We start from the raw sequence: 12,924 nt of genomic DNA on the forward strand, positions 1-12,924 counted from the left end.
CTTTCGCTACCAAGACGCCGTGTCCGCTTGGTTGGCAGTGGAGATATGGGCTGGTCAGCGAGCGCCTGCCATCGTGATGCCGGAAGGTGGTGACGATATTGAGCTGCGTGGCGAAGCAACGAGCTTTGTCCAAGTCAAGAGCCGGCGGGAACACCTCGGGGACTATACCGGAGGCGAGACGGTCGGACACATTGAGGACCTGTGGAACCGGTCGCTTGGCTCCGCACCGCGGCCGCAACGACTGGAACTCGTTCTTGAGCGGGAGGTGGCGGGCCTCAGTCCCCCCGACGACCACCCCCCAGTCCGCTCAATCGAAGGTCCGATCAGCACCAGACTTTCAAAGTTCAGTGGAGCCTCTGATCTTCTCCCGAGAACATCGATCATCGTGGCGACCTCGCCGCAGGAATGGGGGATCAGCCTGATCGTAGATCGGTTGAACTGCGCCCCGATTGCGGCCCAGATGTGCTTTGCCGAACTGCTTGTTCGCGTGGGCTCTTTGGCAGACGCGAATGGCCGATTGGCGCCTGAGAACTATCGCGGCCTTTCGATCTCTGACACCGAAGCGTCAATCCGCGATGTCTTGGCCACCATCGACGTTGATGCAATCGAACGCGCCCTCAGGGATGGCATCTGCGAACCGGTCGATTTCCTCACACCTCTCAATGATCCGAACTTTTATCTTGGGGTTGATGTGGAACCCGGTCACATCGCGGCAGGATTGGTGGCTGAACGTCCCCGGACCAGATCGGCGTTGGTGGACGCTATTGAAAAACGCCGGGCCGCGTTGATCGTCGGACCGTCAGGGGCCGGAAAATCCGCCTTAATGTGGGAGACCGCCAACGCATTGCGCCATACGGTGCGGTGGTTTCGTATCCGTCGTCTGAGCGCGGCGGATATTCCATCGCTGCGCCAGTTAGTCCGGACGTTCCGCGCTTCAGAAGACAGCCCCTTGGGCTTTGTCATGGATGATGTCGGTCGGAATGGGCCGGAAAGCTGGGGCGCCTTGCTCAAAGAAGCGATGTCCGTGCCCGGCGTCGTCCTACTCGGTTCGGTCCGGGAAGAAGATGTCACGCTGATTGCCGAGCGTGCGCGTGCAGCCGAAATACGCGTCGATCCCGATGATGAACTCGCAGAACGACTCTGGCGAGAACTACGCGAAGCTGAAAAGACGAACTGGGCCGGTTGGCGCGAGCCGTGGAAGATGAGCGATGGCCTTCTTTTAGAATATGTCCATATCCTGACGCGCGGGCAAAGGATGCACGAACTCCTCGCTGATCAAGTCGCGGCCAGAGTTTCGGATCCGGATCGTTTCCTTGAACTCGATATTTTGCGATCCGGCGCCTGGGCGGGCGCGGCAAATGCTGAAGTCGATGCGTCGCGATTGGCGCGAACGCTCTCGGTCAGTGATGCCGATCTGTCACGCGCTTTACAGCGCCTTATCCAGGAACATCTGGTTCGTTCGCCTGCTCCGGGCGCGGTTACCGGCCTACACCAGCTTCGATCCGAAGAATTGCTGCGGCTCACACACCAGACAATATTGCCGACCCTCCAAACGAGTTTCGAACGGACAGTTGCAAGCGTTCTCGCCACCGGTCTCGAGCCCTTGGTCGCCGACACGCTATCTGTGCGGCGCCTACCTGTCCCGGCCGTGCTCGATGGCTTGATTGCCCGCTTGGAGAACGAGCAGGATGCGCGGGCGTTGGCCTCGGCGCTCCGGGGTCTAGGTTCAGGCCGCGTTTCCTTGGGCGTGGACGAATGGCTGGACACTCCTGAAGCGCGTGCGCTGCCGCGAACGCAAGTCGGGAGCGCTGCAATGTTCGGGATCGCCGGTATTGATCTGAGTAGTCTCAGCATCATCCCGAAGGTCCAGGCTGCGGCAGATCGACTTTCGCAGATCAAAGGCTCGCCGGAAGATGACCCCCGTCGCCTGTTGATGGAGCGTATGTCGCCTTCTGCCTTGTCTGCCGTGATCGAGACAGCGGACCTCGCGAGCCTTGATGAGATTCTCGCGGCCTTGGTCGGAATGCCTTTACCGGCCGCAGTACGGGCCAGCCTCGTGCATGCTCCAGATGGGCTGTTGAACGCCGATCTAAATCTTGTGGGGTCGGTGATGGGCACACTCTCCGCTCTGGATCGTGAGATCGCCAGTCATTGGGTCGCCGAGGTCGGGCAAGAGGCGCTGTTCGCACGGGTTCAGGCAGAGACGGCTTGGGCCGGGCCTGTAACAATAAAAGATGCCGATGATGGAGTGATCGTCCGTTGCGATCTTTGGTACGTTGCCAGCTCCGTACAGGAAAATCCGCATGACGCGGTTGTGAGTTTGTGCAAGCTGATTTTGGCCCTGTGCCCGTCGGCTGACATTGCGGTGTCCAACGCCATCACCGCAAGCGGCGAATTGGCTGGCCTTGCCCAGTTGCCGCTCGCGACAAAGCGGATGCCCCGTGACAATCTCCCTCCACCGTCAGTTCCTCAATGGAACCGGCGTTGGCGGGATCTGATCTCCCGCCGCGTCGCCGCTCCGAGCTATAGCGATTATCTTGCAAGAGGCGTGGTCATTCTCGAGGCCCTTGTGCCGACGTTGGAGAAGGTCTTCGATGCTCATTTTCGAGGAAAGGATGCTCTCGTCAGCCTCGCCGACAGGCTGAATTCACTCAATGCGGATACTGAAGCGCTGACACCTCCTGCTGTTTCGTCATGGGAAGCGTCGGGCACGGGAAGCGGAGAGGCTAGTACAGCCGTCACCAAGTTTCAGAACCTCCTGAACAGCGCAAGCGTCAATCTCGTCAAGAGGTTCGCGATACTGCCCGACCAAGCTGGCGCATACATTGCCTGGTTGAGCGATCTCATCGCCGATGTCGACACTGCAATTACCGAAGAGCCTTGGCAGCTCATCGCCGATGGTCCTCCGCCAATGCTTACCCGACTCAAAACGCTCTTGGAGACGTTGCGAGTTCTGGCCGGAGAAGCCCATGAAAGGAAGGAAGCGCCAGCGGTAACTTGGGCGGCACGAGGCAAAGGGGCGCGAGTAGGCAATGCCGTTCGGTTTGTATCCCTTTCTGCCAAAGTTGCCGGGGAAACACGACTAGCTCAGCGAAAGGCAGAAATTGAGCGCTTGGCCGAGGAGGCCGGGGTCGTCGCGGAGTTTCATCTTCGCGTTAACGCCAAGGGTATTTTACCCTGGCCGCCAGCAGATGTTCTCGCGCTGTTACGCGCACCCGACATTGCAGATGCGGTAGTCACGCTCGCTGAACAAGCCGAACTCGTGCGGTCATTGGTGGACTCGTCTATCCACCTGACAATCATGCCTTACATTGAGGATGTCGTGTTCCCGGCGCTCGCAAAGTCTGGTTACCAGACTCTCCTCCCTGACGTGGAAGGCGCTGCCTTCTGGGCTGAAGAACTTGGCTTGCAGCAAGCTTCATCTGCTGTGGCAGTCTTGTTTGGGGAGGTGACAAGTCTGGCCGGCGAACTTGGCGCAATGGATCAAAAAGGCCTTGGAACCGAGATTCGTCCTGAAGAAGAAATCGCCACCCGCCGAAAGTTAGATACAGGCTTCGTTAGGCGGCGCGATGAACTGACCAAGCGATTTCATGATTTTGATGTGGATTTGCAATCGGTGGCTTTGGAGTTGATTGAACACCTGCGAACAGGGGATGTTGATTTCGCAGCGGAATCGGTGGCTGCGATTGATGGAAGCGCTGGCGATCTTGTTGAGGTAATTGGGTATGTGTCTTTGCTTTTGATGGCAGCCGAGATCGGCGACCTTTCCTTGAAAGGGCAACTCGCAAAAACTATCCAAGATACATAATCCGAGCAACCTTCGATGGCAAAGAATAGCAACAGAGATGACTTTTCTCAGGCGACAAAGAATCGTCTTGCAAAGCAAGCCCGGTATCATTGCAGCAATCCTAGCTGCAGAAAGTTGACATCAGCGCCGACGAGCGACGGTGTAAAGGAAGTAAACATTGGAGTTGCCGCCCATATCTGCGCTGCAGCCCCCGGACCTGGCGCGCGCCGCTATCGCGCCGATATGACGCCCGAGCAACGAAAATCGCATGAGAACGGAATTTGGCTTTGCCAAGACTGCGCCAAAGCGATCGATTCGGCTGATCCCGCTTTTTCCGAGTCGTTCTTGCAAGAGTGGAAAAAGAAGCACTCGGAGGACATGTGGCGCAGCGTAATTGACAAGATCGCTTTCGGCCCGTCAATGCCGCCAACTGTTGGGGAAATCAGCGCTCGCCTGCAAGTCGCCGCCGCCGCCGACTTGGCCGTGTTCCGCCGAACACCCAAATGGCCGGGCACAAACGTGGCGCTCACGCTCACATTGAAGGTGAAGCATGTGGATGAGGCGCTGAGCACGCGCGCGCTCGCTAACGCTGTGACCACGTTGGACGACCTGATGCTTGTCGCGGCGCCTGGAATGGGAAAGACGACGACACTCTTTCAGATCGCTGAAGGAGTGTTGGAGATCGGCAACTGCACACCGCTTATCGTACCCTTGGGCGATTGGGCCACCGGTGCCGACACGCTGCTGGTATCCATCCTGAAACGTCCTGCATTCCACGACATTTCGGAAAAGGATTTCCGCACCGTCGCGACGAATCCTGGCGTTGTGCTGCTTCTTGACGGCTGGAACGAACTGGATCCCGCCGCACGCGAACGCGCGCGCGTGCAAATCACTGCCCTCAAGACTGAATTGCCGGAGCTCGGTCTTGTCATTTCCACGCGCAAGCAGGCCCTCGACATTCCTTTCGGTGGGACGCGGGTCGATTTGCTGCCGCTTGACGACGAGCAGCAAATGGAGATTGCGCGCGCCATGCGCGGCGAGGATGGCGCACAGCTCGTCGATCAAGCCTGGCGGACAGCGGGCGTCCGCGAACTCGTCACCATCCCTCTCTATCTCACGGCACTGCTGTCGCTGCCAGAGGGCGCACCTTTTCCGACCACAAAGGAAGAAGTGCTACGGCGCTTCGTTGCCGCGCACGAGCAGGAAGCCCGCCGTGCTGCGGCGCTTCATGCCGTGGCCCTCGGCTTCCAGCAGGACTATTTGGATAATCTCGCCGTGTTCGCCACGACAACGGCTAACACGGCGATTACGGACAGCAACGCGCGCAAATCGGTTGCCGAGACCGCGCGGGTCCTGATGGCCGATGGGCAGATGACCATCACCACACAGCCGGACACGTTGCTCGACACGCTTGTCAGCAATCATGTTCTGACGCGCTCCGGCGACACGCCGGGCTATTCGTTCCAGCACCAGCAATTTCAGGAATGGTACGCCTCGCACTACGTCGAACGACTGATGCTACAAGCCGTCAGCGATCCGGCAGCACGGGAGAAACTGAAAGCCGACGTGCTCGATCAGCGCCCGTGGGAGGAAGCAGTCCTGTTCGCCGTCGAACGGAGCGCGCGCGGCGACGCCGCGCATAAGGCCGCATGCAGCGCCGCCATCCGCACAGCTTTTGACGTCGATCCCGTCCTCGCGGGCGAGATGATCTTCCGCGCCACCGACGAGATATGGGCGCCGATCGGCGCCGAAATGCGGAGCCTCGCCGAGCAGTGGCACGCGCCCGGCAAGGTGGATCGCGCGGTGCGATTCATGATCGCGTCCGGCAGGCCGGAATTCGGCGACCTGATTTGGCCGCTTATTTCGCACCCAAACAGCCAAGTGCACTTGCCCGCTCTCCGAGCGGCGAAGCGATTTCGCCCATCCGTGCTTGGGAACGACGCGTCGGCGCGCATCGCAGCCTTGCCACCGGAAATCCGCAAAAATGTACTGCATGAAATCGCATCGCATGGCGGAATCGACGGTCTCGACCTTGCGACCGCAATCGCGAAAACTGACGGCGATCCGGACGTGAAGGCGACAGTGGTCGATGCGCTCTCATTTCGACGAGCGGATCGCCACGTCGCCGACTTGCTCGCTGACGCCGGCGACGCGACCTACGACATCCTCGCCGAAAAGGGTCACCTCGACGATATTGCAGTCGATGCCATCCAGCGGAAACTCCAGAGCGCGCGTGAGCGGCGCAAAGCTTTTGGCATTTCGCACTTCCAGCGCCTGCGCACGCTCGTCTACGCGCCGGAGGGAGATGATCGCGATGCCGAGGTCGCTGAGATTGTTGCTGAAATGGAGATCGACCGGAAGCGCGATGCCGAATTCCACCTTTTGTATGAAGTGCGAAAACGCTATCCGCAGGCTCTCGCCAAGGGGTTGCTACGGCGCGTGCGCGAGCACCGAAATCTCTTCTACGGCGCGGACAATATTCTTGCCGCCGCCGGGTTTTCCCTTGAGGACGACAAGCTGCTCGGAATTTCCCTCGAAGAGACAAACCGCCACGACGACCGCGCAGAAGCTGCCGCCTCAGTGTTAGGACCAATCGCTGTCGGCCGGCTGATCGACGCGTATCTTGCCGCTGGGAAAGTCGTGCGCGACGCCAGCGGGAAATACGATCAGGCTGCGGGTGATCGCTATCACGGTCTGCGAGACCGTATCGGCCACACGCCGGGCGCAAGTTTGGTGGCCGCCGTTCAGGCGCGGGCGGCAGATGCCGATAATGAGGAAATCGTCCAACTGGCCGAGCTGTTTTCCCGCGAGACCAACGATGACGAAGAACGGGCGCGACCTTTTAGCGAAGAAGGCTTGGCTGCAATCGGTGTGCTCGCGCGCAAATGGGCTGAGCACATGCTAGCCGCTGGGGATGAGAAGCGCTGGCGAGTGGCTACCATTGCAACGATGATGAGCCACGCACCGTCCGTCGCACATCTTCCACTCTTGAAAAGCATGCTTGACGACAATTTACGTCGTTATCGGGCTTTCCGCGAAGAAGCGACTGCGAGCGGCTGGAAGGATCGCGACGCTGTCCACGAAGCACAGCATCCGCACATGCACGAGTACCAACGTGCGTTCTTGGCAATCAATGCGTCAGAGACCGCTGCGCTGATGCGTCAATACCTGACGGATGAGCATTTTGGCGAGCTGGCGGCGCGTGTGCTGGCTGCCCAGTGGGTTGAGGCAAACGAACCCAAGGACGACAAAAAGTTCCTCATCGGCGTAGACTTCTCGCGCGTGGAAGCGCGTCGGGACGCCCGCGCCGCCGATCCCGCCGCGACATCGATCGAGGCGGAGGCGATCTTCGGCGCAATCGAGACCTTGATTGTCGATGGTTCATCAGATGCGCAAGTGAAGCTGGCGGTTGCGCTCGGCATTGTAGGAGCACGGCTCCCCCACGGCCAGCGTGACGCGACGATCCAGAAGCTCATTTCTCTCGCGCCGAGGCAGGCGCGCGCAGCCTTGTTGTTGTCGCTGGTCCTCTCTGGCGAGGACATCGACATCAAGCTCGTGGCCGACGGCATAGCTGAGACCTTTGAGGCGGCCGAGAAGGAGACTTGGATTCTGACACAAAGCGACGCGTATCAGCTACGCGATTGGTTGCGCCTTTTGCCGTTTGCCACGCCTGTCACCGATCTGCCCGCCATCGTGCGCGGCATGCCGGACGCTCAGCGCCATCCACGAATACTCGAAGAGATGGTCCGCGGACTCGGCAGTTCGTCCTCGGACGACGCAGAAGATGTGATTTTCACGCTCGCAGAAGAAGACCCGCGTCTCTACCAGAACCAACAGTGGCGCGCGACCGCATTGAGGTTCGGCACCGTATCCGCCGCGCGCCGCCTTGTTGACTTGACCGTCAGCGGCGCGCTCGACGGCAAGTCATACGACGGGTGGCGTTGGCAAAGCGAATTGAGTGGCTTGATTTCGGAGTTCTCCGAGGTCCGCGCCTATGTCCACGACCTCTTGAAGGATGGGCCGACAACGAAGCAGCTTGCCTTGCTAGCTAGCGCAGTTGCCGAAGTCCCTGGTACGGACGGCATACTGATGCTGATCGACTTTGAGATGAAAACCGGACGTTCGTTCATGACGTGGCGGTCGATCCAAAGCGCTGTCACGGAGCACGTCCCGGCAGAGAACTGGGAGGGTGCTTACGATGTCGTGCCTGTCCCGGCAGTCAAGCTGCGCCGGAAGTTGCTGGCGATGACGGGAAGCGGCGGCAAGGATGACCCCGCCGCCCGCTGTCTCAACCTCATAGACAAGCTCCGGGACGAGTACGGTGCGCCAGAATCGGAACCACGTCATCCCGATCTTGCGTCGGGACGCCCTTGGCCGATCTTGACGCCCGATCCCGACGCCGAAGACGGGAACTGAACCGGTGGGCGCACGGTCAAGGCGAAGTGCGGCCCGGATGCAAGCGCGTGTCTGCTCTTTTGGCTCTCCCATCGCAAAGCCGCCAGTCCGTTCACGGCCCCCCTTACGCCATGAGCTTAGATTGCTGTTCGCGACCTTTCGCGGGACCAGAAGCAATACATCGACCGGCACAGCTAGGACCCACTCCATCGCCCTATGATCCAGCGAGAACCAACCTGCCTAGGCCGGATTCCTCCGTTATATTGCGAGTTCCGACCGATGACAGCTCCCATTTATAGGGCTATAGCGTAGACATAGTTCTCATCTTCGCCCGCGACGGTGCGCCATTTTCCCATGTTTCAGTGCTTCGTAGAATCGCGTGTCTTTAGGATGCAGCGAATTGCCCTTGATCACACCTTCTCTTTTTTCGGCAGATGGCTGTGGAACCGGGCGGGGTCGACCTCGTCCCAGCTACTGTTGAGGGCGGCATAGATTTCTTCGGGATCAAAACCCATATCGCGGATGACGCGGGGCGTGCGGCGGGAGAGGGCGACGAGTTCGCGGCGCTCCTGGCGGTGGCGTCGCATGGCGCGCCAGCCGGCGATGAGCGTGCCGAGGAAATCGTAGCGGGCGGTCTTCTCACGGGCTCTTGCGGATAATTCTATCGCGGTCATTGGTCTAATTCCTTCCCGTTCGGTCGTTGGACCGGTTCAAAACAGGGGAAGCGATCGCTTGAACCGGTTCAATCATACATCTCTTTCTTTCGAGATCAAGTGAAAATTTGAACCGGTTCAAGGTCGGTGTTATATCAAGGGTTTAGGAACGAGGTGAAGGACAGGGCATGGCGAAGATCAATTTTGGAAAGGTGCCGACGCTGCACGATCTGGCCCAGGCGGCGGGGGTTTCCAAGGGGACGGCGTCCAATGTCTTCAACAGGCCGGGGATCGTGCGCGACGAGGTGCGCGAGCGCGTTCTCGAGGTTGCCAGGGCGATAGGTTATCGCGGTCCCGATCCCAAGGGGCGGCTCTTGAGCGCCGGCAAGGTGAACGCCATCGGCGTCGCGACGGTGCTGCCGCTCGGCTATTTCTTCGAGGATCCTTACGCACGGGTTCTCATGTCCGGCATCACCGAGGCGTGTGACGCCAGCGGCACCGGCATCTCGCTGGTCTCGGCTGCGAATGAGGAGGAGCTTGCCTGGAACATGCAGAACGCGCTGGTCGACGGCTTCATCCTCTTCTGCCTCGAGGGCGCGGACAAGCTGATCCAGTCCTCACGCGAGCGGCAATTGCCGTTCGTGGCGCTGGCGCTCGGCAGTGACGATGAGACCATGTCGGTGGTCGGCATCGACGATGTGGCCGGGGCGCGGCTCGCCGCGCAGCACCTGCTCGATCTCGGCCATCGCCGCTTTGCCATTCTCGGCATGCGGTTCGACGAGCACGGAGCGTCCGGCCGGGTGAACATGGAACGGGTCAATGCCACCAGCTTCCTTGCCTCGCGCGATCGCGTGAAGGGTTATTTCCAGGCGCTGGAGACGGCCGGCATAGACACCACGGAGGTACCGATCTACGAGACCCATGGCAATCAGGAGACGGTTTTTCCGGCGCTGGAGGAAATCTTTTCTTCGCCATCGCCGCCGACGGCGGTCCTGGCGCAGTCGGATCGCATTGCATTCATCGCGCTCGATTGGCTGAAAGCGCAGGGGCTTTCGGTGCCCGGCGACGTTTCCATCGTCGGCTTCGACGGCGTGCCGGAAAGCGCCATCTCCATTCCGCCGCTCACCACCATCCAGCAGCCGATCGCGGAGATCGGCCGTCGGGCGGTGAGGGCGGTCCTTGACCACGCAGGCGAAGTCTGGCGCGAGAAAATCGACTTGGACCTCGTCGTCCGCGGCTCGACCGCGCTGCCGCGAAGCTGAGAGCGTGGGGTTGATCTGAAAGCGCGAGGCCTATGTAGGGTGTATGGGGCTATGCGAGAGGAGGATCGGACCCATGGTCGACGCCTTCCACATTTTCACGCTGATACTGGTCTCGGTCGCGATGGCCCTGTCGCTTGCGCATGCGCTGGAGCTGCCGGGCAAGATGCGGCTGCCAAAGGAGACCTATCTTGCCGTCCAGCAGATTTATTATCCGGGCTTCACCTATGGCGGCTTCAGCGAGATCGGCGGCATGATCGCGCTTGTCGTGCTGCTCTTCCTCGTTCCGTTCGGAGAAGGGCGATTCTGGTGGCTTTTTGCATCGCTGGTGCTGTTGGCTACGGCGCATCTGACCTATTGGCTCTTTACCCACCCGGTGAATAATTTCTGGCTGAAGGACATGAAGCTGGAGGGCGCGGGCGGGCTGTTCTTCTCGGTCCGCGCCGGTGACGGCAGCGCCGACTGGACCAAATTGAGGGACATCTGGGAGTATTCCCATGTCGCGCGCGCCGTTTTCGCCATGGCGAGCTTCATCGCGGCGAGCGTTGCGCTTATCCAATAACCGGAAGCGAGAAGATGCTGAGCGAATTTCGGGACGCACGGATTGAGACCGCCGGGACGAATATCTTCGTTTGCTTCGCGGGATCCGGACCGCCGCTACTTCTGCTTCATGGCTTTCCCGAGACGCATCTGATGTGGCGGGATGTGGCGCCACTGCTCATGCAGGATTTCACGGTGGTCTGTGCCGATCTGCGGGGTTATGGCCGCAGCGGTTGCCCGAGCGCTTTATCCGATCATTCGCCCCATGCCAAACGGGCAATGGGCAACGATATGGTTGAGGTCATGAAGGCGCTCGGCTTCGATAGATTCGCAGTCGTCGGACATGACCGGGGAGGGCGGGTCGCCTACCGCATGGCGCTCGACCATCCCGGTGCGGTCTCCCGGCTGGCGGCCCTTGATATCGTGCCCACGGCGACAGTCTGGGACCGCGCCGACGCGCGGCTTGCACTCGCATTCTGGCCGTGGAGCCTGCTCGCGCAAGCCGAGCCGCTGCCCGAGCGCCTGATCATCGCTGCGCCGGAAGCGGTGATCGACAATGCGATCTCGCAATGGGGATCCCGGGACGATGCCTTTCCCGCAGAGGTACGGGCAGCCTATATCGAAGCCTTGAGCGACCCGGCGCATGTGCATGCGATATGCGAGGAATATCGCGCCGCGGCAACACTGGATCGCGAGCATGATGCCGCCGATCTGGCGGCCGGCCGCCGGATCGCCTGTCCAACCCTGGTGCTGTGGAGCGCCGAGGGCGGACTGGCGAAATGGTATGCCGATGCAGGCGGCCCCTCGGCGCTTTGGCGGGATTGGGCCGATGACGTGAGCGGTGCACCGATCCCCGGCGGACATTTCTTTCCGGAGGAAAATCCGCGCGAGACGGCGGCGGCGCTGTCGACCTTTCTGAAGTGATGCTTATCCGAACATGAGCGAGCGGTGTACCGACGCTCCGGCGAACGCGCCATCGCCGACGGCAAGCGAGACGGAACCCGCGGCGCGGGCCGCGTCGCCGCATGCGAACACGCCAGGGACGGACGTCTCCTTGAGGTCGTTCACGCGGATGTAAGGGCCCATCGGCCCGTCATCGAGCGCGCAGCCCAATTGTCCGGCAAGCGGGCTTGCCGGCCGGGTGGCCGGTGCGGTGAAAATGCCGGCGAGGGAGACCACCCTGTCGTCGGCGAGGTGCACATCGGCATGGCCGGTGATTTCGTCGACCGGCACGGGCTCCACGGTCACGCCACGGGCGGAAAGCTGGGCAAGCTGTTCCTCATCGGGCGAGAAGACACCATTGGTGAAAAGGATCGTCTTGCCCCAGTCGGGCAACATCAGCGCCTGATGCATCGAAGCGGGCCCGACGGCAAGGACGCCGATATCGCCTTCGTCAAGCTCGTAGCCATGGCAATAGGGGCAATGGAAGATGCTCTTGCCCCAGCGCTCCTTCAGGCCGGGAAGGTCGGGCAGGAGATCCTCGACCCCGAGCGCCAGGATCAGCCGCCTGCCGTCAGGGGTCTGCCCGGCATCGGTTTCGACGCGGAAGCCTTTATCTGTCCGGATCGCACTCAGGACCTTGCCCTCGACCCAGGTAACGGTGGGATAGGCGAGAAGCTGCTCTTTCGCTTCTTGCGCAATCGCACCCGGGGCGTGGCCATCGCGGCCGAGGAAGCCGTGCGAGTGCTCGGCGAAACGGTTACGGCGAAGCCCGGCATCGACCACCATGATTTTGCGGCGGGCGCGCGCCAGCTGCAACGCAGCCGCCATGCCCCCATAGCTGCCGCCGACAATGATGACATCATATTGCATTCTGTTCGTTTCCCATTTTCTGCCGATACGCTGCGAGGCGCCGGGCAAAGTCCTCGGCCAATTGTGCCAGGGTCAGGCGGCCGAACCGCTCCATCAGCAATGTTTCGATCTCGTGAAACGTATCGTCCAGCGCCGCATTGACAGCCTGCTCGACGAGGCATTCCGGCGTCTCGTTGCGGTTGCCCATGGCGAAGACCGCCGGCTCGCCAAGTGCCATGTGGATATCGCGCAGCGTCACTTCGCTCAGGTCACAGGCGATCGTCCAGCCGCCATTGTGCCCTTTCTCCGAGCGCACCAGTCCGGCCTCGCGCAAGCCGGCCATGGTGCGCCGGACGACGACCGGGTTGGTGTGCATGCAGTGGGCAAGCGCTTCGGAAGTCATGGGGCCATCATTGGCGGCCATGTGCAGAAGGGCGTGGAGAACGGAGGAGAGGCGGCTGTCACGTTTCATGTAACTTTACATATTACATGATGGGAC

The 12,924-nt window shown here is 60.8% G+C and carries 8 protein-coding genes; 5 read left to right on the top strand and 3 right to left on the bottom strand.

The genetic code is table 11. The annotated features are described in order from the left end of the window. Window positions 1-76 precede the first annotated feature (76 nt). Window positions 77-3,808, top strand: a complete 3,732-nt coding sequence (locus ATN84_RS15970) for a hypothetical protein (RefSeq protein WP_244491112.1) — start codon at window positions 77-79, stop codon at window positions 3,806-3,808. Between the two features lie 114 nt (window positions 3,809-3,922). After that, on the top strand, window positions 3,923-8,203 hold the full coding sequence (locus ATN84_RS15975; RefSeq protein WP_244491101.1) for an NACHT domain-containing protein: 4,281 nt from the start codon (window positions 3,923-3,925) through the stop codon (window positions 8,201-8,203). A gap of 389 nt (window positions 8,204-8,592) precedes the next feature. Here the strand turns inward: ATN84_RS15975 and ATN84_RS15980 are convergent, their stop codons facing one another. Then, on the bottom strand, window positions 8,593-8,856 hold the full coding sequence (locus tag ATN84_RS15980) for a YjiS-like domain-containing protein (protein ID WP_068882603.1): 264 nt from the start codon (window positions 8,854-8,856) through the stop codon (window positions 8,593-8,595). A gap of 167 nt (window positions 8,857-9,023) precedes the next feature. Between ATN84_RS15980 and ATN84_RS15985 the strand changes: the two genes are divergently transcribed. The 3 genes from ATN84_RS15985 to ATN84_RS15995 all read left to right on the top strand — a co-directional run bounded on the left by ATN84_RS15985 (window position 9,024) and on the right by ATN84_RS15995 (window position 11,558). Continuing rightward, window positions 9,024-10,097, top strand: coding sequence for a LacI family DNA-binding transcriptional regulator (locus ATN84_RS15985; RefSeq protein WP_068882604.1), 1,074 nt, complete (start codon window positions 9,024-9,026; stop codon window positions 10,095-10,097). 73 nt (window positions 10,098-10,170) lie between these two features. After that, complete coding sequence (locus ATN84_RS15990) at window positions 10,171-10,656, top strand: anthrone oxygenase family protein (protein ID WP_068882605.1); 486 nt, start codon at window positions 10,171-10,173, stop codon at window positions 10,654-10,656. Between the two features lie 14 nt (window positions 10,657-10,670). After that, window positions 10,671-11,558: an alpha/beta fold hydrolase gene (locus ATN84_RS15995; RefSeq protein WP_068882606.1), complete on the top strand. Its 888-nt coding sequence runs from the start codon at window positions 10,671-10,673 to the stop codon at window positions 11,556-11,558. Between the two features lie 3 nt (window positions 11,559-11,561). On the opposite strand, the gene ATN84_RS16000 is transcribed toward ATN84_RS15995, so the two are convergent. After that, window positions 11,562-12,446 carry an NAD(P)/FAD-dependent oxidoreductase gene (locus tag ATN84_RS16000; protein ID WP_068882607.1) on the bottom strand — a complete coding sequence of 295 codons (885 nt, stop codon included), beginning with the start codon at window positions 12,444-12,446 and terminating at the stop codon, window positions 11,562-11,564. Next, complete coding sequence (locus ATN84_RS16005; RefSeq protein WP_068882608.1) at window positions 12,436-12,897, bottom strand: Rrf2 family transcriptional regulator; 462 nt, start codon at window positions 12,895-12,897, stop codon at window positions 12,436-12,438. Before ATN84_RS16005 ends, ATN84_RS16000 begins: the two co-directional genes overlap by 11 nt. Between the last annotated feature and the right edge of the window lie 27 nt (window positions 12,898-12,924).

Origin of the sequence: Paramesorhizobium deserti (genome assembly GCF_001558695.1) — a bacterium.
Taxonomy (GTDB): Bacteria; Pseudomonadota; Alphaproteobacteria; order Rhizobiales; family Rhizobiaceae; genus Paramesorhizobium; species Paramesorhizobium deserti.

Excerpts from the sequence above, each read along its gene's own strand:
- ATN84_RS15970 (WP_244491112.1), top strand. The coding sequence starts at position 77 with ATGCCGGAAGGTGGTGACGATATTGAGCTGCGTGGCGAAGCAACGAGC.
- ATN84_RS15980 (WP_068882603.1), bottom strand. The coding sequence starts at position 8,856 with ATGACCGCGATAGAATTATCCGCAAGAGCCCGTGAGAAGACCGCCCGC.
- ATN84_RS15985 (WP_068882604.1), top strand. The coding sequence starts at position 9,024 with ATGGCGAAGATCAATTTTGGAAAGGTGCCGACGCTGCACGATCTGGCC.
- ATN84_RS15990 (WP_068882605.1), top strand. The coding sequence starts at position 10,171 with ATGGTCGACGCCTTCCACATTTTCACGCTGATACTGGTCTCGGTCGCG.
- ATN84_RS15995 (WP_068882606.1), top strand. The coding sequence starts at position 10,671 with ATGCTGAGCGAATTTCGGGACGCACGGATTGAGACCGCCGGGACGAAT.
- ATN84_RS16000 (WP_068882607.1), bottom strand. The coding sequence starts at position 12,446 with ATGCAATATGATGTCATCATTGTCGGCGGCAGCTATGGGGGCATGGCG.
- ATN84_RS16005 (WP_068882608.1), bottom strand. The coding sequence starts at position 12,897 with ATGAAACGTGACAGCCGCCTCTCCTCCGTTCTCCACGCCCTTCTGCAC.